Below are 20,816 nucleotides of genomic sequence, written 5' to 3' on the forward strand. Positions count from 1 at the left end.
GCTCCGCCAACAGAAAGACCAGAACCATGAACAGCGGCAAGCTCGTACACGAGTGGGCCAACGCCTACAACGACCAGGACTTCGACCGGTTCGGGGACCTGTACACCGACGACACCACCTACGAGTGCGGGCCCTTCGGACTCGCCTTCACCGGCCGGGACGCCTTCGTACGCCACCTGCAGGAGTACGCCGGTGCCGTTCCGGACCGGAAGTTCACCATCAAGCGGATCATCGCCGACGGAGACGTCATCGCCGTCGAATTCGACTTCGCGGGAACCAGTTCCGGGGTGCACCCGGGCCTTCCTCCCGCAGGAGAGCCTGTCACCGCCGGCTTCTGCTCGGTCCTGCAACTGCGTGGGGGCCGGATCGCCTCGCAGACCGACTATCTCGGCGGACAGTGACCTCTCGACGACCCCGAGCAGGACTCGACGCCGCAGCTGCGTGCCGCGGATCCGTCCCGGCTCATCGCCCACATCGACCCGGGCCCGGCGGTGGTCGTGGGCTCCGGCGGCGGAGCAGCCAGTGCCCTGGCACTCGCGCAGCAAGACCCCGAGCAGGTCCACACGGTCGTCGCCCACGAACCGGTACGACATCCCTGCCCGGTACGGACAGGGATGGGCCCGATGAGGTGAACCCGTACGTCGGATGGCAGCGGGGGCGGGCGGCAGCGGTGGCCGTCCGCCGGGGCCCGCCCGAGGCTCGTTGCCGGAGAAGAGCGCGAGGGAAGGGATGGGCGATGCCGCAAGCCGAAGAGGAAGGCTTCCACGCGCGTCCGACCCGTGCGGTGGATCGGCAGCGGAGCAGAGCCGGCCACCTGAGGACGGTGATCAGGCGAACCAATGTGCTTCCTGCGTTCATGGTTCTCACGGTCATGATGGTGGCTCTGTGGCTCATGGGTATGCCGTTCCTCCAGGCCCTGACGATTTCCACCGGCGTGAAGATTGCGGTGGCCCTGCTCGAAATCCTCCGGTCGCCGAACTCTTCCGGCAGTTGATCCTTGCCCCGTCACGGCGCCTGCGGGCGAGCGTTCGCCCGTGCAGGCGTCCCTGGCCGGGCACGCCCACCCGGCGTCCTGCGCCGGACCGCCGCCTCCCGGGTGCGGGAGCATCATGCCGACGCCGTGCCGTGGATGTGGCGGTCGCCCGTGCTCCCGGCTCGCCCGGAGTGCGGCGGGGCAGGACGCGGTCAGGTCGCTACGCGAGGCCCTGGATCGTGACTCCCGGGGCGCAGATCGACGGAAACACCATCTCCCTGACCTCGTGCCAGCGCTCGATGATGTCGGCGCGTTCGTTCAGGGTGTGGGAGATGTGCTGGACGCCGAAGAACGCGGCGACGATGACCCGGGCGACCGCCTCGGGCGAGCAGCCGGGGCGAAGCTGCCCGTCGCGGGCGGCCTCGGTGAGCAGTTCGGTCAGGATCGCCGTCCAACCCACGAAAGGGGTGGGCAGGGGGATGGTGATGGCCGTGCGTTCCAACTGGAGCCGGGTGCTGGCCTGGACCAGCGGGTCGTCGCGGAAGACCTCGGCCACGCGTTCGAGGAGGGCGACCACCGTGTCGAGGGGGGTGGGGGGACGGGATTCCCGAACCTCCGTCACCAGGGCGGGCCACAGCGCGTAATGCGCCTCCACCACGGAGGCGGCGAGGTTCTCCTTGTTCGCGAAGTGGTGGTAGATCGCGCCCTTCGTGATCCCGCCCCGCTGGGCGACCGTCGCCAGCGACGTGCTGCGGAACCCCTTGGAGGCGAACTCCTCGGCGGCGACCTTGAGGATCAGCTGTCGGGTCAGCCGGGCCCGGTCCTGGTGAATGGGTGGTCCCTCCTGGGCGATCCGGCCGTCGGTGAATCTCGGGCCTGACTCTGACATCACGTTCCCGTCCTTTCGTGGCGATCTCGAGTGGGGATTGAAGGATACCTTCTGGAAGGTATATTTTCGATCATGTGGGAGCCGGGAGTCCGCTCGTGTCCGGTCGGTGTGCCCTGCGCCCCTCGGCCCAACCATCTTGTTCACGGGGGTATTTGACAGTGGAGATCATTGGTGCATCCGTACTCGACGTACCTGATGTGGGTTTGGCGTGGGGATCGACTGAGCACGGCGGGCTGACGTTCGACCGCGCAGTGCCGCGTTCCCTCGTGCACAAGGCGGCCGTCTCCGAAGTCCTCCTGACGGATGCCGTACGCACCGGTCCGCACCGGTTCACCGTGGCGGCCCAGTGGCCGCAGCACCACGTGCTCTTCGGGAACGGGATCGGCCCGGCCGGTACGGCCGACCCGCTGCTGCTGCTGGAGACCGTCCGCCAGACCGGTATCTACATCTCGCACGTGTACTACGACGTACCCCGGGTGCACCCGTTCGTCCTGACGGGCGTCGACTACGAACTCGAACCGCCCGCCCCCCGCTCCGCCCGGCACACCGGTCCGCACTGCGTGCTGATCGACGTGGTGTGCACCCCGGAGGCCTCCGGTACCGGCAGGTTCGGGATGTCGCTGGAGGCCGGACTCGTGGTCGACGGTCGGCACGAGGGCCGGGTGGGCCTGTGCTGGCAGGCCATGACCCCCGAGCGCTACGAGAAGATACGTTTCCCTTCAGGCCTCCGCACCACACCGCACACCGGCCCCGGCAGCCCGGCCCCCGACCTCGCGTCACCCGCCGTGCCGCCGGGTGTCTTCGGACGGCTGCACGACCGCGACGCGATGCTCGCCCGGGCCACCGGACCCGACAGCTGGCCGCTGCGCCTGGACACCACGCACCCGGTCTACTTCGACCACGGCTGCGACCACATCCCCGGCCTGGCGCTCATCGAATCCTTCGCCCAGGCCGCCGCGCTCACGTCCGGGCGGCTCGCCGGAGCGGAACCCGCGGAGCTGCGCTGGACCCTGGAATCGAGTGCCGTCTCGTTCTTCGGCTTCGGCGAACTCGACCGGCCGGTGCAGATCAGCGCGGAACCCGTGCCGGAGCCCGCCGAGCGCGGCCGCCGGGCCGTACGGGTCAGCGCCGAGCAGGACGGACGGCTCCTCGCGGCCGCTGCGCTCATCGGCATCACCACCTCGGCGGCCGACGGAGCGGTCCGATGAGTCTGACCGTCTCCGCCGCCGCGGTGCTCGCCCGCGGCCACGCCGCCGAGGTCGAGCACGCGCGGCGACTGACCCCCGAGCTGGCCGCCGCCGTCACGGAGGCCGGGTTCGCCCGGCACTTCGTGCCCAAGCGCTGGGGCGGTACGGCCGGTTCGTTCGCGGAGGCCGCCCAGGCCGCGGCAGCACTGGGCGAGGCCTGCGCCGCCACGGCCTGGTGCGCCGCGCTGTACGCCGCGCACGCCCGGCTCGCCGCCCACCTGCCCGAGGCCGGCCAGCGGGAGCTGTGGGCCGACGGTCCCGATCAGCGGATCGCCGCCGCCGTCGTCCCGCCGGCCGGGCGGACCGAAGAGGTCGCGGACGGCTGGCTGCTCAGCGGCACGTGGCAGCTCGCCAGCGGCGTGGACCACGCCCATTGGATCCTGCTGGCCTCGTGGACCGGCGAGGGCGAGGGACGGACCGTCCGCGTCTTCGCCCTCCCCCGGGCCGACATCGAGGTCGACGACACCTGGCGCAGCCTCGGCCTGCGCGGCACCGGCAGCAACACGGTCCGGGCGGACGCGGCCCACGTCCCCGCCCACCGCACGCTCACCCTGGCCGACCTCATGCGGGTCGACCCGGACCGGGACCGCTGCCACGCCGTGCCCTACCCCATGGTCGCCGGGGCCCAGTTCGCGGCGCCCGCGCTCGGCGCGGCCCGGCAGGCCCTGCGCGACTGGCACGAGCTGACCGCCGCCCGGCGGCGGCCCGACGGCAGCCCCGCAGCCGAGGCCCCCGCCCAGCGGCAGGCCGCCGCCCGGGCCTCGGCAGACCTCCACGCGGCCGGGCTGATGCTGAACCACGCCCTGCACCGGGCGGACCTCGGGGAGGTCACCTCGCTCGCCGTGGCGGAGAACGCGCGGGACTTCGCCCGCGTCGCCGAGCTGTGCGCCGGGGCCGCCGACCTGCTCATGCGGACCGCGGGAAGCCGTGCCCAGGCGGAGGACAGCCCACTGCAACGGCGCTGGCGGGACATCCTCGCCGCGACCGGGCACGCCGCCCTCGACATGGAGGCCGCGAGCATCCAGTACGCCGCCGCCCTGAACGCTGCCCGGGACGCGGAGGAGGGACGATGACCGTCCCGGCCCTCGGCTCCCGCCCCGCGACGGTGTCCGCCCACGGCACCCTCGCGGTGCCCGCGGGCGGCGCGGGCACCGCCCCGGCCGCCACCGCCCAGGCCGGGCCGGCCGCCCGCGCCACCGGGTCCGTTCCGGACCGTGCGCCGTACCGCGCGGCCTTCTTCGACGTGGACGAGACGCTGGTCGCCGCCAAGACGATGGTGGAGTTCTGGCGCTTCTGGCACTCCCGCGAACGCTCCGAGGACCGCCCCGCGGCCGACCGCGTCCTGAAGGAACTGCTCGACCTGCCGCGCGAGGAGGCCAACCGGGCCTACTTCCGGCTCTTCGCGGGCGTGCCCGCCCACGAGCTGGCCGCCGCCGGCCGGGCCTGGTACGCCGGGTTCCGCGGCGGCCGGGGGGCGATGGTGGCCGCCACCCTCGCCGCACTGCGCCGCCACCAGGCGGCCGGGGACCGGATCGTGCTCGTCTCCGGCTCCCTGGCCGCCTGCCTCGAACCGCTGGCCGCGGAGCTCGGCGCCCACCTGGTGTGCAGCGAGCAGGAGGTGGGGCCCGACGGCCGTTTCACCGGCGCCCTGATCCGCCCGATGCTGGGCCCCCTCAAGGCGGCCGCCGTGACCTCCAGCCTCGCCGCCTGGGGCCTGGACGCCCGCGAGTGCTTCGCGTACGGCGATCACGACAGCGACCTCGGCATGCTGCGGGCCGTGGGCAACCCGGTGGCGGTGGGAGACGACCCCGTGCTGTGCCGGGAGGCCGCACACAAGGGCTGGCCGGTGCTGCCCGACCGGCCCGGGGCCCTGTGGACCCCCGCGGTCCGATGCGCTTAGCCGGAACCAGGAGGGGGGAGCACCGGTGAAACAGGACAGGGCACGACGCACCCACGAACGCATCCTCGACGGGGCCGCCGAGGAGTTCGCCCTGCGCGGGTACGCGCACACCACGATGCACGACATTGGCCACCGCATCGGCATGACGAAGGGCGCGCTGTACGGGCGGTTCGCCTCCAAGGAGGCGCTCGCCCAGGCGCTGAAGGACCACGGCGGCCGCAAACTCACCGGCCTGCGCGCGCTCGTGGACCGGGACGGCGATCCGCTCCTCGCGATGGGGCGCTTCACCGTGGGCCTGGCCGGATGCCTGCACCACGACGTCCGGCTGCGGGCGGCCTTCCGGCTGCTGATGGACGAGTTCGAGACCGGGTCGGCGGACCATCCGCTGTGCGAGATGACGGAGCTCCTCGTCATCCTGATCGGCCGGGCGCAGGGCCGCGGCCAGATCTCCGGGGCCCACGACCCCGGTGACATCGCCCAGCTGATGCTGTGCGTGGCCTTCGCGGTCCAGACCGCGCCGATCCTCCACACCGGCCGCCGGCCGGAGGCCTGGGCGGGCTGGGCCTGGGGCCGCGTCGCGGACTCGCTCCGCACCGCGGTCGACTGACGGCTCACGTACATCACGCCGTGCCGCGACTGGCGGCCCGACCCCGCCGCCCGCCGGCCCTGACTGTCCGGACAGCCCGTCGGCAGGGTCCGGGCGGACACCCTGTACGGACGCTCCGTACAGGTACCCCGTAAGGACGTGCCTGTACGGACACCCCCCACCGGGCACCCGTGATGGGCACCCGTCCGTACGTGCCCGAACAGGCACGTCGAACCGGCGGCCGCGTCAGGTCCGGCCGGGCAGCAGCCCGGCCTGCGGATGCGTGCCCCAGACCGCGCGCAGCGCGTCGCACACCTCCCCGATCGTGGCGCCGGCCGCCAGGGCCGCCTTCATCGGGTACAGCACGTTGCCGCGCCCTCCGGCGACCGCGGCCAGTCGGCCGAGCGCCCCCGCCACCCGTTCCTGGCAGCGCCAGGCACGCAGTTTGGCGATCCGTTCGGCCTGCCGTGCCTCGGCCAGCGGCCCGGCACACCGCGGGCCGGGCTGGGGCGGCGCCACGACCGCCGGGGCCGTGCGCCAGTTGGGCACCTCGTCGCGGCAGTACGCCAGCAGGTCCGAGGCCAGCCGCCGGGCGGGACCGGGCGGGAAGATCTGCAGCCGGCGCACCGCGTCCTCCTTGGGCGCGTACCCCCGGGACGCGGACAGCACGGTGCCCGAGAGCAGGTGCGGCGCCACCCCCTGCTCCTCCGCCACCAGCTGGTAGAGCAGGAGCAACATGGCGGCGGGCGCGCCGGCCGCCATCGAGACGGCCACCCGTTCCAGCGGGATCCCGCGGAGCAGCACCCGCATGTCATCGAGGGAGTCGACGGCCACCCCGGCCCGCCCCACCAGCCCCGAGGAGAACGCGGCGTCCGAGTCGTGGCCCAGCCGCGTGGGCAGGTCGAAGTCGACCACCAGGTCGCGCGCGCCGAAGGCGAGCAGATCCCGATAGCGGGCGTTGCAGTCGACGACGGTCAGCGGCATTGTGTTCACCGCCACAGCATGAGGCGCTCGGGCCGCTCCAGCGCCGCAGCCGTGTCGGCGAGCACCTTCGATCCCAGCTCGCCGTCCACCAGCCGGTGGTCGAAGGAGAGTGACAGGGTGGCCACCTCGCGTACCGCGAGCCGGCCCCGGTGGACCCACGGCTTCTGCCGGACGGCGCCGAAGGCGAGGATCGCGGCCTCGCCCGGGTTGAGCAGCGGGGTGCCGCCGTCGACGCCGAAGACCCCGATGTTGGTGAGGGTCGTGGTGCCGCCGGTCAGGTCGGCCGGGGTGCTGCGGCCGGCCCGGGCGGTGCGCACCAGGTCCGCCAGGGCCACGGCGAGTTCGGCCAGGGTCAGGCGGCCGGCGTCCTTGATGTTCGGGACGACCAGTCCGCGCTCGGTGGCGGCGGCGATGCCGAGGTTGACCGCCTCCTTGACCACGATCTCCTGGTTCGGCTCGTCCCAGGACGCGTTGATCTCCGGGTGGCGGCGGACGGCCGCCAGGTAGGCGGCGGCCACCATCAGCAGCGGGGACGGCCGCACGTCGCCCATTTCGCCGGAGTCCTTCAGCCGGCGTACGAGTTTGAGGACGCGGGTCATGTCCACCTCGATGAACTCGGTGACGTGCGGCGCGGTGAACGCGGAGGCGACCATGGCCTTCGCAGTCGCCTTGCGCACCCCGCGGACCGGGATCCGCCGCTCGCCCGGGCGGGCCACGGGGGCGGCCGGCCCGCCGCAGGTGGGCCCCTCGGCGGCCTCGGCGGCCTCGGCGGCCGCCAGGACATCGGTCCGGGTCACCGTCCCTCCGGGGCCCGAGCGCCGTACGGCCGCGAGGTCGACGCCGAGCTCCTTGGCCAGCCGCCGCACCGGCGGCTTGGCGCGCGGCCGCTCCTCCCCGACAGCGGAGGCGGAGGCCTCGGAGGGCGCGGCGGCCATGGCGGCTCCGGCGGCTCCGGTGGCCTCGGCAGCTCGGGCAGCCCGCCGCTTCCGCCGCGGCCGCGCGGCGCCCGCATCCTGCCGGGGCCCGTACCCGACCAGCACCTCGGGGGCCTTCCCGCCCTCGCCCTCGGTCTCGCTCTCGGCCTCCCCCTCCTCCTTCCCCTCGGCCTCCGGCCGCGGCTGCCCGGCCAGGGCCGGCCGGACGGCGATGATGGGGGCACCGACCTCGACGGTGGCGCCGGCCGGGGCCAGGAGCTCCGCGACCGTGCCGTCGTACGGAATCGGCAGTTCGACCGCGGCCTTGGCCGTCTCCACCTCGCAGACCGTCTGCCCGTCGGTGACCGGGTCGCCCACCGCGACGTGCCAGGCGAGGATCTCGGCCTCGACGAGTCCCTCGCCCACGTCGGGCATCCGGAAGATCAGCGACGTGGGCGCGGCGGTGGCAGTCATGCAGGGTTCCTCGCAGGTCTGAGAAGCGGTTTCAGTAGGACAGGGAGCGGTCGACGGCATCGAGCACCCGGTCGACGTCGGGCAGATAGGCCTCCTCCACCCGCGACGGCGGGTAGGGGGAGTGGTATCCGCCGACGCGCAGGACGGGGGCCTCGAGGCTGTGGAAGCAGTACTCGTGCAGCCGGGCCGCGAGCTCCGCGCCCATGCCCAGGAACACCGGGGCCTCGTGCACGACCACCGCGCGCCGGGTCTTCTCCACGGACGCGCGAAGGGCCGCGAAGTCCACGGGGGACAGCGAACGCAGGTCCACGACCTCCAGGTCGAGCCCCTCGGCCCGGGCGGCGGCGGCCGCGTCCAGACAGACCCTCACCATCGGCCCGTACGCGAGCAGGGTCAGGTCCGTGCCGGGCCGCACCACGGCGGCCTCGTGCAGGCCCCGGCCCGGTCCCGCCGTGCGCACCTCGCCCTTGTCCCAGTAGCGCCGCTTGGGCTCGAGGAAGATCACCGGGTCGTCGGAAGCGACGGCCTGACGGAGCATCCAGTACGCGTCGTGGCTGTTGGACGGGGTGACCACGCGCAGTCCGGCGGTGTGCGCGAACAGCGCCTCGTGGGACTCGCTGTGGTGCTCGACCGCGCCGATGCCGCCGGCGTAGGGGATGCGAACGGTCACCGGCAGCCTGATGGTGCCCAGGGCCCGGGCGTGCATCTTCGCGAGCTGGCTGACGATCTGGTCGAAGGCCGGATACACGAACCCGTCGAACTGGATCTCCAGTACCGGCCGGTAGCCACGCAGGGCCAGGCCGATCGCGGTCCCCACGATGCCCGACTCCGCCAGCGGGGTGTCGAAGACCCGGTCCTCGCCGAAGTCCTTCTGGAGCCCGTCGGTGACCCGGAAGACACCTCCGAGCGCGCCGATGTCCTCGCCCATCACCAGGGTGCGGGGATCATCCTCCAGGCAGGAGCGCAGCGCGGAGTTGAGCGCCTGGACGATCGTGGCCCGGGTCATGACATCGCTCCGTCCGCGGTCTCGAATCCCGCGATGTAGTCCTCGTACTGGGCCCGCTCCTCGTCGACCAGCGGATGCGGCCCGGCGTACACGTGCCGGAAGATCGCCGCAGGGTCGGGATCGGGCATCTCGCGCACCCGCCGGCGCACCTCCCGGGCCAGGGCCTCGCTCTCCTCCTCGACCGAGGCCAGGAACTCATCGTCCGCCCAGCCCTGTCGCAGCAGGTGGCGCCGCACCCGGTCGATCGGGTCCCGGCGGGCCCAGCGCTCCTCCTCGGCGCGAGAGCGGTAGCGCCCCGGATCGTCGGAGGTGCTGTGCGCCCCCATCCGGTAGGTGAACGCCTCGACCAGCACCGGTCCCGAGCCCTGCCGGGCCCGCTCCAGGGCCCACCGGGTCACGGCCAGGCAGGCCAGCACGTCGTTGCCGTCCACACGCACGCCGGGGAAGCCGTACCCGTCGGCCCGCCGGTGCAGCGGCACGCGCGACTGCCGTTCGGCGGGCTCGGAGATGGCCCACTGGTTGTTCTGGCAGAAGAACACCACCGGCGCGTCGTAGACCGAGGCGAAGGTGAAGGCCTCGGCCACATCCCCCTGGCTGCTGGCCCCGTCGCCGAAGTAGGCGATCACGGCGGCGTCGGCGCCGTCCTTGGACAGGCCCATGGCATAGCCGGTCGCGTGCAGTGTCTGGGCCCCGATGACGATGGTGTAGAGGTGGAAGTTCTTCTCGTTCGGGTCCCAGCCACCGTGGTTGACGCCCCGGAACATGCCCATCAGGCTGACCGGGTCCACCCCCCGGCACCAGGCGACGCCGTGCTCGCGGAAGGTGGGGAAGGCGTAGTCGTCGGGGCGCAGCGCCCGCCCGGAGCCGACCTGGGCGGCCTCCTGGCCGAGGGACTGGGTCCACAGGCCCAGCTCCCCCTGCCGCTGGAGGGCCGCCGCCTCCCCGTCGAAGCGGCGTACGAGGACCATGTCGCGGTAGAGGCCGCGCAGTTCCCCGGGCGTGGTCTCCAGGGCGAAACCGGGGTCCGCCACCCGCTCGCCCTCGGGCGAGAGCAGCTGCACCATGCGGATGTCGTCAGGCATGGGTGTTTCCTCGGTCGGATCGGGCGGTACGCAGGGTCGCGCGGCCGGTCGCGACGACCTGGCCGAGGCCGTCGGCGGCGCTCAGGGAGAGCGCGCCGGGGGCACCGGCCGCGGGCCGGTGCGCGACGGTCAGCCCCGCGCCCTCGGCGGGCACGTGCAGCGGGCGGGCGAAGCGCAGATGGAGTTCGGCGATCTCCTCCTCGCCGACCCGGTCGGCGAGGGAGTGGGCGCACAGGGCGAAGGTGAGCATGCCGTGCGCGATCACGTCGTCGAAGCCGGCCGCGCGAGCCGCATCGGCGGCGAGATGGATCGGATTGTGGTCCCCGGAGACCTCGGCATAGCGGCGCACCAGGTCCCGGGTGACCGTGTACGAGGAGCCCTCCGGCTCCGCGGCCGGCCCCGCCGGGGCGGGCCGGCGGCGGTCCGGGCCGGCGATCGGCGGCCCGTGCACCAGCAGCGCACCGGATTCGGCCACGGTGGCGCCGTCCGCGGTGAACCGCACGGTCACCTCGGTCGCGGTGGCGGCGCCCAGCGGCTTGACCGAGCCGATCTCGGCGGTGGAGAGCAGCGGCGCTCCGAGCGCCGCCGGGCGAATCACGCGCAGCCGCTGCACGCCGTGCACGGCGACCAGGCCCTCGCGCCCGCCGTCACGGGCCAGCAGCCGCTCGCACATCCGCAGGGCCACGGCGGCCAGTTGGGCGGGGGCGACCGTGCCGGGCACGGCCCCGGCCGGCGGCTTCGCGGCGGCCGCCGCGGACAGCTCCCGGAAGGCGGCGGCGTCCTCGGGGGTGACCAGGTGGCTGCCCCGCAGGATCCGGTCGCCGTCGGCGCGCGTGGCTGCCGGGCCGGAGGCCGCGCCGGCGGCGGAGGAGGGGATCGGGGTCATCGCTCAGCGCCCCGGACGCTTGCGCAGCAGGCAGGTCAGCCGGGCGGTGGACACCAGCTGCCCGCGGTGGTCGGTGACGGTCACCTGGTAGGTGCCGATCTGGGTGCCCTGGTGCAGCGGCTCGCACACGCCGGTGACCAGGCCTTCGCGCGCCGCCCGGTGGTGGGTCACGTTCAGCTCCAACCCCACGAGCATGCCGTCCGGCGCCACATGGGCACCGGCCGCCAGAGAGCCGAGGGTCTCGGCGAGGGCGGCGGTGGCACCGCCGTGCAGCAGACCGAAGGGCTGCAGGTTGCCGGCCACCGGCATGGTCCCCACCACGCGCTCGGCGGACCACTCGGTGATGTCGATGCCGAGCTTGTGGATCAGCTGCTCGGCCGCCTTCTCCGGCGTCATGAAGGCCATCAGGTCGGCCAGGGACTGCCTCATCGTTCCTCTTCTCGGGAGTGCCGCACGCGGTCGGCGAGCGCGGCCAGGCCGGCCAGGTGGCCCGTGCCCTCGGGACCGGGAGCTTCCGGACCGGGTGCGGGGGAGGGCCGGTCGCAGCGGCGCAGCAGCAGGGCGACCGCGAGGTCGTCCGTGGGCGGTGCGGTGCTCTCGCCCTGCGCGGCCAGGTGGGCGTACGCGGCCCCGGTGCGCGGGTTGGCGGCGAGTTCCACCCCGATCACGAGCACCTGCTCGACGGTGTCGTCCCGCAGCAGCAGTTCGGCCGCGTCCAGCACCTCCTGGCCGACGCCACGGTCGGCGGCGATGCAGTTGACCGGACCGGTCAGCCCGTACTCGATGCAGAGGTGGCCCACGATCGAGGTGGTGACCGACTGGAAGAACAGCAGCGGGTTGTGCACCCGCCCGCTGACCAGCCGCTGGCTGGCCAGGTCGGAGGTGGTGGCATCACCGGCGACCGTGGCCAGCAGGATGGCGGTGGTGTCGGCGTGCGCCCCCACCAGCCCGTTGGGCTTCTCGGGCGTGCCGGGTTCGCCCAGGCAGCGCCGTACGGTCTCGCGTACCAGGGGGTTGAACGTCGAGGCCACGAACCCGGGCACCATCGGCAGTTCGGGATCGTCCGTCCGGTGGGTGACCCGGGCCGCAGAGACGACACGGGGACGAAGGGCGGTGGCGGTCGCCGAGGTGGCGAGGGCGTTCGCGCTCACAGCTGCTCCAGGATGATCGCGGTGTTCAGGCCGCCGAAGCCGGCGTTGAGCGAGAGCACCCGCCGCAGCCGCGCCGCGCGCGCCTCGTTCGGTACGTAGTCCAGGCCGCAGGCCGGGTCGGGCTCGTCGTATCCGGCGGTGGGCGGGGCGGTCTGCTCCTCCAGCGCCATCAGACAGACGGCCAGCTCCACGGCGCCGGTCGCCTCCAGCATGTGACCGGTGGTGCTCTTGGTGGAGCTCACCAGGAGCCGCTCGGCGTGCTCGCCGAACGCGGCCCGGAGCGCGGCCGTCTCGGCCGGGTCGTTGAGCCGGGTGCCGGTGCCGTGCGCGTTCACGTACGCCACCCCGTCGGCGGGGACACCGGAGGAGGCCAGCGCGCGGCTCACCGCGCGGGCCATGCCGATGCCCTGCGGGTGCGGCTGGACGACGTGGTGGGCGTCGGCCGCCGCCCCGAAGCCGGGGATCCGGGCCAGTGCCCGGGCCCCGCGGCGCAGCGCGTGGTCGGGCGACTCGAGGATCAGCGCGGCCGCGCCGTCGCCCAGCAGCATGCCGCTGCGGCCGGCCGCGAAGGACCGCAGCGCCCCGTCCCGGGCGAAGGTGCGCCCCGAGTCGAACTTGGCGAACTGCTCCTCGTCGACCAGGTAGACGCCGCCCACGATCGCGACGTCCACCACACCCGCGTCGATCATCCGGCAGGCGTGGATCACGGCGCTGGCGGAGGCGACGCAGGCGTTGATGAAGGCCGACCGGGGCCCGGTGAGGCCCAGTTCGGCCGCGATCGCCTCCGGGATGCCGCCCGCGAAGCTGCGGTGCACCTCGGCCGGGTGGGTCTCCCGGCCGGCGGCCCGGTCGGCCCAGAAGCTGTGCAGGCCCGTGAAGTCGCCCTGGGTGCCGAGGAGGACCGCCGTGCGCGCCGGGTCCAGGTCCTGCGGGTCGAGCTTGGCGGCGCGCAGTGCGCCGTACACGCACTCCCGTACGGTCTCCAGCTGGCGCGGTACGTCCTCGGGGCCGCCGTGCACGGCGCCGTACGTGTTGCGGAACCGCGCCGTGTCGAAGCGGGTGATCGGGGCGAAGGCAGGCCGGCCGGCGAACACCCGTTCGCGCAGCACGTCGCTGCCGGCGCCGAAGGCGGTGAACGTCTCGTATCCGGTCACCCGGACGTCAACGGGCATCGCCGGCTCCCTCCGTGAGCTGGGTCAGGAACGTGTGGATCCCGCGGGCCGAGGTGAAGTACTCCAGGTCCGGTCCGTAGGGGTCGATGCTGATCCCGTGGTCCTCGTCCAGGGCGTGCTGGAGCCAGACCAGGGCGAGCGAGTCGAGGGTCAGGGGCGTGTCCGGGCCCAGCTCCTCGTACGCGACGGGGACGATCCGGTGGTGCGTCAGGAGCCGCCGGATCTCGTCCGTGGTGATCACGCCGCCGCCTCTGCGGACGCGCCGTCCCGGGCCTGGCCGACGGCGGCGACGAACTCGCCGAGGGTGGCGGTCGGCTGGGCGGCCGGGTCCTCGTCGGCGATCTTCGCGCCGAACTCGTGCTCGACCTGGACGAGCAGCTCGACCAGGGCGAGCGATTCCAGCTCCAGGCCCCCGGGGCCCAGCGGCAGGTCGTCGGCGACCTCCTCGGTGACGTCCGGGTTGATCTCGCTGATGATGCCGATGACGAAGGAACGGATCTCGGACACGGTCTTCTCCTTGTGGGTGGCAGTGGCCTGCGGGGATGCGGGTGGTGCGGGTGGTGCGGGTGCAAGCGCGGATGAGGGTGAGGGGGTGAGGGGTGCGGGGTGCGGGGATCAGCCGGGCGCGGGGACCGTCCGGCGGGGGGCCTCGACCCGCACCGCGTCGACGAGTTCGCGCACCGGGTCGGTGTCCGCCTCGTAGTCGACCGCCGCCAGGCCGAAGCCGTTCAGGGCCAGCGACTCGGCGCGGTACACACAGGGCGCGCCCAGCAGGCCGATGTTCTCCGAGGCCGCCTCGGCCAGCCGGCGGTCCACCTCCGCCTGGACGTCCGGCCGCAGCTCCAGGTCGTCCAGCCGCAGCCGGCCCAGCCGGTCCGTGGTGGGATGCGGCGGCCCGGCCAGCAGCCGGTGGTCCGTGCCCGAGTACAGACGCTTGGTCAGCAGCCGGTAGGCCTGCTCGATCGGGCCTTCCTGAAGACCCATCTCGAGCATCACCCGGGTCAGGATCACCGTGTAGAGGGTCTGCGCGGGGATGACCGAGCTGGCCTGGGTGACCATGGCCCGCATCACCGCGGTCAGGGCGCGCCCGCCGCCGGGGCGCAGCCCGGCGTCCAGCTCCCGCCCGGTGGCTTCGAGGTGGTCCTTGGCCAGGCCCAGCGTGCCGCCTCGGTAGGTGGGCGCGAGCCCGGCGTTGCCGACGTAGCTGAAGGCCACCGTGGTCGCGGCCGGTGCCAGAGCGCCGGCCGCGCCGAGCGCGTCGATCCAGCGCCGCCAGTCCTCGCCGCCCATCACCGCGACGGTGTCCCGCATCTCCTGCTCGGTGGCCGGCTGCACCGTGGCCGAGCCGACCTCGCCGGTGGCGGCGTCGTACGTCTTCGCGGTGAAGGGGACGTCCAGGGTCTTCAGCGCCGAGTGGTGCGTGCGGCCGGTCACCGGGTGGGTGCGGCGGGGCGCGGCGAGACTGTGCACGACCAGGTCCACCTGGCCGAGGTCGTCCCGGATCACCTGGGCCGTGCGCTCCTTGACGGCGTCGCTGTACGCGTCGCCGAGCACGGTCCGCCCGTAGAGCCCGGCCCGGGCCAGCTCCGCTTCCAGGGCGGCGGTGTTGTACCAGCCCGCCGTGCCGGTGCGCCGGGCGGTGCCCGGGGTCGCCCGGCAGACGTTCAGGGTCGCGGCCCCGGCGCCGAAGGCGGCGGCGATCCGGGTGGCCAGGCCCAGTCCCGCCGAGCCGCCGACGACCAGGACGTTGCGCGGCCGGTCGGGGCCGGTCAGCGAGGGACGCTCCCGGACGTGGCGGATCTGGGCGCGCACCCGCTCCGCACAGCCCTCGGGATGGGCGTTGGCGCACAGGGTGCCGCGCAGCATGGGCTTGATGATCACCGGATGCCTCCGGCCACGGCGGTACCGGCGGGGCGGCCACCCGACGGGCTCATCCGTGCCACCAGCAGCTCGCGGTTGCGGACCAGCTTGCCGTTGCTGGTACGCGGGATCGCCGGGGCGAGCTCGAAGCGGCGCGGGATCTTGAAGTGGCTGAGCCGGTCGCGGCACCAGGCCTGGAGCTCTCGGGCGCCGGTGGAGCCGGTCACCCCGACGAAGGCCTCGATGGTCTCGTTGAAGAGCACCACCGCCTCGGTGACGTTGGGGTGCTCGGTCAGGGCCAGCTCGACCTCACGCAGGTCCACCTTCAGCCCGCCGATGACGACCAGGGAGTCGGTGCGGCCGCGGACGCTCAGCACTCCCGAGTCCGGGTCGATCCCGGCCAGGTCGTGGGTGCGCAGCCAGCCGTCCGCGTAGCGGCTGGCGATGTCGTTGGCGTACAGGTACGGGGAGGAGCCGGTGCGGACCTGCAACTCGCCGCCGCGGATCCGGACCTCGGTGCCGGGCACCGGAAGTCCCACGGCCGGGGGTTCGAGGGACCCGGTGAGGTCAGTGGCGATGATTCCGGTCTCCGTCATGCCGTACGCCTGGCCGATCCGGACCCCGTACCGCTCGTGGAACTGGCGGTAGATCTCGGGGCGGATCAGCTCGCCGCCGGAGACGGCGAGCCGCAGCGAGGGCAGCGGCTCCCAGTCCGCGATCCGGGTGAGCAGCTCGAAGTGGAACGGCACCCCGAAGAGCACGGCGGCCCGTGAGTCCACCAGGGTCGACAGCAGGGTGCGGGGCTGGGCGTTGGGGGTGAACACCAGGGTCGCGCCGGCCCGCAGCGCGTGCAGGAAGCCGCCGACCAGGCCGAAGGAGTGGGTCAGCGAGTTGCTCAGCAGGACCCGCTCGCCGGCCTGCGGCATGTGCGGAAGCCGGGCGAAGGCGTCGACCTCGGCGAGCAGGGAGTCGGCGGTGCGGCCGATGACCTTGGGGTAGCCGGTCGAGCCGGAGCTGAACTGCAGCAGCACGTGGGTGTTGCCCGCGGCGTGGCCGCCGCGCCGCAGCTCGACCTGTACCTCGCACTCGTCCTGGAAGACGACGCGGACCGCGCCGGAAGAACCGGAGCTGATCATGAACCGCGGCTCGCAGAGGTTGAGCAGCCGGGCCACTTCGGTACGGGTGAGCCTGGGGTCCATCAGGATGACCTGCGCACCCCGCGACCACAGGGCCAGTACGGTCCACAGATAGGTGAAGCTGGGCACCATCTGCACGGCGACCGTCGACCCGGGCCTGATGCCCTGGATTTCGAACAGCCGCTCCAGTTGGGTGACCTTCGAGCGCAGGGTGCCCCAGGTCACCTCGGTCTGGGCCCGGGCCCAGACCGTGTCCTCCGGCTGCCGGAGGAGCATGTCCGCGATCCAGCTCTTGAGCTGCGCGTTCTCCATTGACCTCTCCGATCTCAGGCGGGTCGCCGCGGGTGCTCCCCGTGCGGGGACGGGGAGCACCCGCGGGACCGGCTCACTTCTCGACGCAGAACTCGCCGACCGGCCAGCCCACGTGCCGCTTGTCGGTGGCGACGTGGCCGAGGACCTTGTCGCCGTTCTTCAGCTCCGTCACGTTGAGCACCGCGGCGCCCGGGCCCAGCACCCTCACGTGCCAGTCGTCCTGGACGATCAGGTTGACCTGCACGCCCTCGGGCGAGGTGGCGTGGATGCTCAGCAGCGGGCGGGACTCGAGCTTGATCCGCCCGACTGTGATGCGGCGGGTGCGGCCGTCGGCGCCCACGGCGAGGACCGCGCTGCCGGCCTTCAGCTCGCTGAGGTAGTTCGTGCGGTTGTCCTGCCCGAAGGTGTACGAGTGCAGGGCGCCGGCGTTGATGCGGAAGGGCCGGGTGGGCATGTAGGGCAGCGGGTGCGTCTCGCTCACGCACAGGATGAACCCGTGCGCGTACGAGCCGATGAGCATGCCCTCGTCCTTCTCGAAGTGCGAGGTGGTGTCGATGCAGACGCGGTCGCCCAGGCCCAGGTGCTCGATGCGGTCGACGGTCAGCGTGGTCAGGTCGAGCGCGGGGGTCTTCACCCGGAGGGCCTCGACGAGCTCGAAGACGTCGTTGGCGCTGCTCGGGGCGATCAGCACGCCCTCGGAGCCCTTCTCCAGCACGTCGATGATGACCTTGGCCTCTTCCAGGTCGGCGGCCTTGCAGACCAGCTGGCCCGGAGCGCGGTCGGCGGCCGCGATGACGATCTCGAGCGGGATCTTGGTCGGGTCCTTGAACTCGACCAGGGTGTAGGGGAGGGCGATGGCCGTGTCACAGGCCAGCGTCAGGGTGGGGTCGTCGATCACGTTGACCCGGCCGGCGAGCTGCTTGTCACCGGCCTGGTGGCGGGCGCGGAGCTCGGCGAGGGCCGACTGCCCGGACACGTCGTGCAGCACGATGAGGTCGTCCAGGCCCTGGTCGGCCGGGACCCCGGTGCCCACGAGAATGCGCTTGACGGTGGTCGGCAGGGTGGCCAGCAGCTCCGGGTCGTCGGAGAGGATGCCGTCCACGCGGGCGTGGATGGCGGCGTCGATGACCGCCGCACGCTGCTCGGCGGAGACGGAACGGACGTCGATCCAGGCGAACTTCACAGGAATCCCTAGGAAGAGGAGGCGGAAGGGGAGGAGAGGCGGGAGGCCGAAGCCGGGTACGGACCCCGCGTCGGGTCAGACGCCCGCGGGAGCCGACCCGTAGAGCTCGGAGACGGACAGGGCCACGCCCACCGGCGCCTGCCGCGGGGCGTGCACGATCGAGGCGAGCTCACGGACCAGGCCCTCGGGGTCGGGGTCGGTGAAAACCCGGCGGCCGACGGCGAGTCCGGCGCAGCCGGCGTCCACCGCCGACTGGGCGTACTGCGTCAGGTGCTGGCCGCTGGGCGCGCCGCCGGCGACGAGCACCGGGACCGGGCAGCTGGCGACCACATCGGCCATGGCGCTCATGGGCGCGGCGGCCGAGGTCTTGACGAGGTCGGCCCCGAGGTCCACGGCGATGTTGACCACGTGGGCCAGCAGTTCGGCGTCGTGCGGGTCGGAGATCCGGGGCCCGCGCGGGTAGATCATCGCGAGCAGCGGCATCTCCCACCGCGAGCACTCCGCGGCCACCGCGCCGAGGTCGGCCAGCTGGCGGCCCTCGGTGTCGGAGCCGACGTTGACGTGCACGCTCACCGCGTCGGCGCCGAGCTGTACGGCCTCCTCCACGCTGCCCACCAGTACCTTGGCGTGCGCGTCGGAGGCCCGGGACGTCCCCGCGCTCAGGTGGACGATCAGGGCGCACTCCCGCAGGTGGCGGGGGGCGATCGAACGCGCTCGGCCCTTGTGGACGATGACCGCGTCGGCGCCGCCGGCGACGAGCGACCCCATCAGGTGGTCGAATTCATCGGCATCGACGACCGGCCCGTCCGAGACGGAGTGGTCCAGGGGAATGAACAGATAACGCTGGTCGGCCCGGCGGGAAAGCCTGCTCAGGCGTAGTTCCCTTCCACTGGAAAGGGAATGAGACATGGGATGGCCGCCCTTTCTGGACGATGAATTCGAATCCGCGGAGCACCTGGGTGTTGATGCTCCCCAGCGGTGCACCGAATTTCGGCAGGATCGCTGCCGGTGGTGCGGTGCAGCGGATGTCCAGGAACCTATGCGGCGGTTTTGAGAGGGGTCAAGGGAGTCCGGACCCCCACCTCCGTGCGGCGAAAAGGGCTGGCTGGACGTGGTAGCCCGGCCGGTGGGCCCCGGAGGTGCACCCCGAACGGGTACCCGAAAGGAGCTGGTGGCCTTCCTCTCGAAATGAAGGATGGAGCCCATGACTGAGACGAAGGCGGGCGCACCATGACTTCGGCAATCGAGCAGGAACGGACAGCCCCGGACCGGTCGGAATTCCGTCGGGCCATGGGGCGGTTCTGCACCGGGGTCACGGTGGTCGCCTGCGGCAGCGGGCCGACCACCGAGGCGATGACCGCCAATTCGCTCACATCGGTCTCGCTCGACCCGCTGCTGCTGCTGGTGAGCGTGCGGACCGCGGGCCGGATGCACCCCCGGCTGGCCGCCGGCGAGAACTTCTCCGTCAGCGTGCTGGCGGAGGACCAGCGGCCACTGGCCGGCCTGCTGGCGTCCGCGGACCGGCCCCGGGGCACCGACGCCTGGCGCCGACTCGGCTCCTGGACCGGGGACAACGGCGCCGCCCTCGCGGCCGGTTCGCTCGCGGCGTTCGAGTGCGAGGTCGAGGCCGCCCACCCGGGCGGCGACCACACCCTTTTCCTGGGCCGGGTGACGACCGTTCACGAAGGACGGACCGCCCAGCCCCTGCTGTTCTGGGCCGGTGACTACCCCCGGCTCGCCGACCGACTGTCCGTGCCTGCCCCGGGCAGGCCGCGTGAGGTGGAGAGCACCCATGTCTGAACCGTCCACGGCCGTTCCGGGCCCCCTCCCGCAGCCCGGCGCGGCGGCCGATCCCGAGGTCGTCATCGTCGGCGCCGGCCCGGCCGGCCTGCTCCTCGGCCTGCTCCTGGGCCGCCGCGGCCGCAGGGTCCTGCTGGTCGAGCGTCAGGCGCGGCCAGAGCCCGGCGGCCCCGGCAACGGCATCTGCCCGATCCTCCAGCCCGCCACCCTCGGTGTGCTCGACGCCCTCGGCCTGCTGCCGGACCTGATGAAGGACACCACCGCCGTGACCGGCGGAGAGGTGGCGGCCGGCGGTCGCACCGTGGCCGCGTACGCCTACTCCGACCTGCCCGGCGCCCCGGTGGAGTTCGCCCTGCCCACCTCGATCCTGCGGCTGCGCGACGTGCTGACCGATGCCGCCCTGGGCACTCCCGGGGTGGAGATCGTCTACGACGCCACCGTCCACGAGCTGCCCGCCCGCGCCGGGTCCGGCGCCGAGGTGCGCGGCCTGCGGCTGGAGGCCGCCGAGGGCACCCGCACCCTGTACCCCTCGCTGATCGTCGGCAGCGACGGCAAGCGCTCGGCCGTCCGCGAGCTGGCGGGCATCGGGGCCTCGGTGCGCGAGTACCGCCGCGGCTACACCGAACTGCGCCTGCCGCTGCCCGACTCCTGGGGCCCGGTGATGCGCGCCGCCTTCACCGCCGACGGCTACCTGCTGGGCACCCCCATCGCGGACCGGACCCTGCTGTTCGCCTGGATCACCGGGCCGGAGACCGCCGGCGAGGCCGTCGACGGCCCGCTGGAGGCACTGGCAGAGCGGTTCGCCCAGGGCATGCCGCAGGCAGCCGACTGGATCCGCGCCCACACCGCCGACCGGGCGCAGGTCCGCGAGTTCCTCCACCACATCGTGCGCCCCGAGTGCTGGGTGCGCGGCAACGTCGTCCTGGTCGGGGACAGCGCGCACGGCGTGCACGTCTACGGCGGCCAGGGCCTCAACCTCTCGCTGCAGGACGCCGCGTGCGTCGCGGCGGCCGCCGACGAGGCGCTGACGGCCGGCCACAGTGAGGCCCTGCACGCCTTCGAGGAGGTCCGCCGACCCTTCGTCGAGGGCTTCCAGGCCATGCAGGAGGCGCACCTCGACGCCCTGGCGGCCCGCTCCGGCCAGGGCGCGGGAACGGACGCCGGCCACCTGCCCGAGTTCGCCCCGCTCGCCCTCGGCCAGGCAGAGCTGCGCGCCTCCCTCGCCGCGGCCGTGCCCGCGCCCGTCCCGGCCGGGGAGTGA

Annotated in this window: 23 protein-coding genes; 8 read left to right on the top strand and 15 right to left on the bottom strand. The window is 73.4% G+C overall.

All coding sequences use genetic code 11. From position 1 onward, the window contains the following. Positions 1-26 precede the first annotated feature (26 nt). Positions 27-401, top strand: a complete 375-nt coding sequence (locus tag AC067U_RS20990) for a nuclear transport factor 2 family protein (RefSeq protein ID WP_478831252.1) — start codon at positions 27-29, stop codon at positions 399-401. A gap of 335 nt (positions 402-736) precedes the next feature. Further along, complete coding sequence (locus tag AC067U_RS20995) at positions 737-994, top strand: hypothetical protein (protein ID WP_478831253.1); 258 nt, start codon at positions 737-739, stop codon at positions 992-994. A gap of 199 nt (positions 995-1,193) precedes the next feature. On the opposite strand, the gene AC067U_RS21000 is transcribed toward AC067U_RS20995, so the two are convergent. After that, positions 1,194-1,862: a ScbR family autoregulator-binding transcription factor gene (locus tag AC067U_RS21000; protein ID WP_478831254.1), complete on the bottom strand. Its 669-nt coding sequence runs from the start codon at positions 1,860-1,862 to the stop codon at positions 1,194-1,196. A gap of 251 nt (positions 1,863-2,113) precedes the next feature. Here AC067U_RS21000 and AC067U_RS21005 point away from each other — a divergent pair, with 251 nt between their 5' ends. The 4 genes from AC067U_RS21005 to AC067U_RS21020 are packed head-to-tail and all read left to right on the top strand — an operon-like array spanning position 2,114 to position 5,616. Next, positions 2,114-3,070, top strand: a complete 957-nt coding sequence (locus AC067U_RS21005) for a ScbA/BarX family gamma-butyrolactone biosynthesis protein (RefSeq protein WP_478831255.1) — start codon at positions 2,114-2,116, stop codon at positions 3,068-3,070. After that, the gene (locus tag AC067U_RS21010; RefSeq protein WP_478831256.1) at positions 3,067-4,182 is read left to right on the top strand and encodes an acyl-CoA dehydrogenase family protein; all 1,116 of its coding nucleotides are present in this window, start codon (positions 3,067-3,069) and stop codon (positions 4,180-4,182) included. Before AC067U_RS21005 ends, AC067U_RS21010 begins: the two co-directional genes overlap by 4 nt. Next, a complete protein-coding gene (locus AC067U_RS21015) occupies positions 4,179-5,009 on the top strand; it encodes an HAD family hydrolase (RefSeq protein ID WP_478831257.1) in 831 nt (276 codons plus the stop codon). The genes AC067U_RS21010 and AC067U_RS21015 overlap by 4 nt, the downstream gene beginning before the upstream one ends. A gap of 25 nt (positions 5,010-5,034) precedes the next feature. Further along, positions 5,035-5,616, top strand: a complete 582-nt coding sequence (locus AC067U_RS21020; RefSeq protein ID WP_478831258.1) for a TetR family transcriptional regulator — start codon at positions 5,035-5,037, stop codon at positions 5,614-5,616. A 225-nt stretch (positions 5,617-5,841) separates the two neighbouring features. On the opposite strand, the gene AC067U_RS21025 is transcribed toward AC067U_RS21020, so the two are convergent. From AC067U_RS21025 to AC067U_RS21090, 14 genes are all read right to left on the bottom strand, one after another. After that, the gene (locus tag AC067U_RS21025; protein ID WP_478831327.1) at positions 5,842-6,579 is read right to left on the bottom strand and encodes a methylmalonyl-CoA mutase family protein; all 738 of its coding nucleotides are present in this window, start codon (positions 6,577-6,579) and stop codon (positions 5,842-5,844) included. Between the two features lie 5 nt (positions 6,580-6,584). Beyond that, the gene (locus tag AC067U_RS21030) at positions 6,585-7,967 is read right to left on the bottom strand and encodes a dihydrolipoamide acetyltransferase family protein (RefSeq protein WP_478831259.1); all 1,383 of its coding nucleotides are present in this window, start codon (positions 7,965-7,967) and stop codon (positions 6,585-6,587) included. A 31-nt stretch (positions 7,968-7,998) separates the two neighbouring features. Further along, positions 7,999-8,973, bottom strand: a complete 975-nt coding sequence (locus tag AC067U_RS21035; RefSeq protein ID WP_478831260.1) for an alpha-ketoacid dehydrogenase subunit beta — start codon at positions 8,971-8,973, stop codon at positions 7,999-8,001. Continuing rightward, on the bottom strand, positions 8,970-10,055 hold the full coding sequence (gene pdhA, locus AC067U_RS21040) for a pyruvate dehydrogenase (acetyl-transferring) E1 component subunit alpha (RefSeq protein ID WP_478831261.1): 1,086 nt from the start codon (positions 10,053-10,055) through the stop codon (positions 8,970-8,972). The genes AC067U_RS21035 and pdhA overlap by 4 nt, the downstream gene beginning before the upstream one ends. Beyond that, the gene (locus AC067U_RS21045; protein WP_478831262.1) at positions 10,048-10,941 is read right to left on the bottom strand and encodes a MaoC family dehydratase; all 894 of its coding nucleotides are present in this window, start codon (positions 10,939-10,941) and stop codon (positions 10,048-10,050) included. Before AC067U_RS21045 ends, pdhA begins: the two co-directional genes overlap by 8 nt. 3 nt (positions 10,942-10,944) lie before the next feature. Then, positions 10,945-11,370 (bottom strand): PaaI family thioesterase, encoded by a 426-nt coding sequence (locus AC067U_RS21050; protein WP_478831263.1) that lies wholly within the window; start codon positions 11,368-11,370, stop codon positions 10,945-10,947. Further along, positions 11,367-12,092 carry a ketosynthase gene (locus AC067U_RS21055; protein WP_478831264.1) on the bottom strand — a complete coding sequence of 242 codons (726 nt, stop codon included), beginning with the start codon at positions 12,090-12,092 and terminating at the stop codon, positions 11,367-11,369. The genes AC067U_RS21050 and AC067U_RS21055 overlap by 4 nt, the downstream gene beginning before the upstream one ends. Continuing rightward, positions 12,089-13,264 carry a beta-ketoacyl-[acyl-carrier-protein] synthase family protein gene (locus tag AC067U_RS21060; protein ID WP_478831265.1) on the bottom strand — a complete coding sequence of 392 codons (1,176 nt, stop codon included), beginning with the start codon at positions 13,262-13,264 and terminating at the stop codon, positions 12,089-12,091. Before AC067U_RS21060 ends, AC067U_RS21055 begins: the two co-directional genes overlap by 4 nt. Continuing rightward, on the bottom strand, positions 13,254-13,505 hold the full coding sequence (locus AC067U_RS21065; RefSeq protein ID WP_478831266.1) for a hypothetical protein: 252 nt from the start codon (positions 13,503-13,505) through the stop codon (positions 13,254-13,256). Before AC067U_RS21065 ends, AC067U_RS21060 begins: the two co-directional genes overlap by 11 nt. Further along, on the bottom strand, positions 13,502-13,771 hold the full coding sequence (locus AC067U_RS21070; protein WP_478831267.1) for an acyl carrier protein: 270 nt from the start codon (positions 13,769-13,771) through the stop codon (positions 13,502-13,504). The genes AC067U_RS21065 and AC067U_RS21070 overlap by 4 nt, the downstream gene beginning before the upstream one ends. A gap of 108 nt (positions 13,772-13,879) precedes the next feature. Then, entirely contained in the window at positions 13,880-15,145 is a 1,266-nt protein-coding gene (gene fabV / locus AC067U_RS21075; RefSeq protein WP_478831268.1) for an enoyl-ACP reductase FabV, read from the bottom strand. Next, positions 15,142-16,572: a class I adenylate-forming enzyme family protein gene (locus AC067U_RS21080; protein WP_478831269.1), complete on the bottom strand. Its 1,431-nt coding sequence runs from the start codon at positions 16,570-16,572 to the stop codon at positions 15,142-15,144. The genes fabV and AC067U_RS21080 overlap by 4 nt, the downstream gene beginning before the upstream one ends. A 73-nt stretch (positions 16,573-16,645) precedes the next feature. After that, complete coding sequence (locus AC067U_RS21085) at positions 16,646-17,755, bottom strand: 3-dehydroquinate synthase II family protein (RefSeq protein ID WP_478831270.1); 1,110 nt, start codon at positions 17,753-17,755, stop codon at positions 16,646-16,648. A gap of 75 nt (positions 17,756-17,830) precedes the next feature. After that, entirely contained in the window at positions 17,831-18,664 is an 834-nt protein-coding gene (locus tag AC067U_RS21090; RefSeq protein WP_478831271.1) for a 2-amino-3,7-dideoxy-D-threo-hept-6-ulosonate synthase, read from the bottom strand. Positions 18,665-18,985: 321 nt separating this feature from the next. Between AC067U_RS21090 and AC067U_RS21095 the strand changes: the two genes are divergently transcribed. Then, on the top strand, positions 18,986-19,555 hold the full coding sequence (locus AC067U_RS21095) for a flavin reductase family protein (protein ID WP_478831272.1): 570 nt from the start codon (positions 18,986-18,988) through the stop codon (positions 19,553-19,555). Then, entirely contained in the window at positions 19,548-20,816 is a 1,269-nt protein-coding gene (locus AC067U_RS21100) for an FAD-dependent oxidoreductase (RefSeq protein WP_478831273.1), read from the top strand. The genes AC067U_RS21095 and AC067U_RS21100 overlap by 8 nt, the downstream gene beginning before the upstream one ends.

The sequence above is a fragment of the Streptomyces sp. NPDC043853 genome, assembly GCF_056436025.1.

What these genes read in the sequence shown, in the direction of transcription:
- AC067U_RS20990 (WP_478831252.1), top strand. Translation starts at nt 27, where the DNA reads ATGAACAGCGGCAAGCTCGTACACGAGTGGGCCAACGCCTACAACGAC.
- AC067U_RS20995 (WP_478831253.1), top strand. Translation starts at nt 737, where the DNA reads ATGCCGCAAGCCGAAGAGGAAGGCTTCCACGCGCGTCCGACCCGTGCG.
- AC067U_RS21000 (WP_478831254.1), bottom strand. Translation starts at nt 1,862, where the DNA reads ATGTCAGAGTCAGGCCCGAGATTCACCGACGGCCGGATCGCCCAGGAG.
- AC067U_RS21010 (WP_478831256.1), top strand. Translation starts at nt 3,067, where the DNA reads ATGAGTCTGACCGTCTCCGCCGCCGCGGTGCTCGCCCGCGGCCACGCC.
- AC067U_RS21015 (WP_478831257.1), top strand. Translation starts at nt 4,179, where the DNA reads ATGACCGTCCCGGCCCTCGGCTCCCGCCCCGCGACGGTGTCCGCCCAC.
- AC067U_RS21025 (WP_478831327.1), bottom strand. Translation starts at nt 6,579, where the DNA reads ATGCCGCTGACCGTCGTCGACTGCAACGCCCGCTATCGGGATCTGCTC.
- AC067U_RS21030 (WP_478831259.1), bottom strand. Translation starts at nt 7,967, where the DNA reads ATGACTGCCACCGCCGCGCCCACGTCGCTGATCTTCCGGATGCCCGAC.
- AC067U_RS21035 (WP_478831260.1), bottom strand. Translation starts at nt 8,973, where the DNA reads ATGACCCGGGCCACGATCGTCCAGGCGCTCAACTCCGCGCTGCGCTCC.
- pdhA (WP_478831261.1), bottom strand. Translation starts at nt 10,055, where the DNA reads ATGCCTGACGACATCCGCATGGTGCAGCTGCTCTCGCCCGAGGGCGAG.
- AC067U_RS21045 (WP_478831262.1), bottom strand. Translation starts at nt 10,941, where the DNA reads ATGACCCCGATCCCCTCCTCCGCCGCCGGCGCGGCCTCCGGCCCGGCA.
- AC067U_RS21050 (WP_478831263.1), bottom strand. Translation starts at nt 11,370, where the DNA reads ATGAGGCAGTCCCTGGCCGACCTGATGGCCTTCATGACGCCGGAGAAG.
- AC067U_RS21060 (WP_478831265.1), bottom strand. Translation starts at nt 13,264, where the DNA reads ATGCCCGTTGACGTCCGGGTGACCGGATACGAGACGTTCACCGCCTTC.
- AC067U_RS21080 (WP_478831269.1), bottom strand. Translation starts at nt 16,572, where the DNA reads ATGGAGAACGCGCAGCTCAAGAGCTGGATCGCGGACATGCTCCTCCGG.
- AC067U_RS21090 (WP_478831271.1), bottom strand. Translation starts at nt 18,664, where the DNA reads ATGTCTCATTCCCTTTCCAGTGGAAGGGAACTACGCCTGAGCAGGCTT.
- AC067U_RS21095 (WP_478831272.1), top strand. Translation starts at nt 18,986, where the DNA reads ATGACTTCGGCAATCGAGCAGGAACGGACAGCCCCGGACCGGTCGGAA.
- AC067U_RS21100 (WP_478831273.1), top strand. Translation starts at nt 19,548, where the DNA reads ATGTCTGAACCGTCCACGGCCGTTCCGGGCCCCCTCCCGCAGCCCGGC.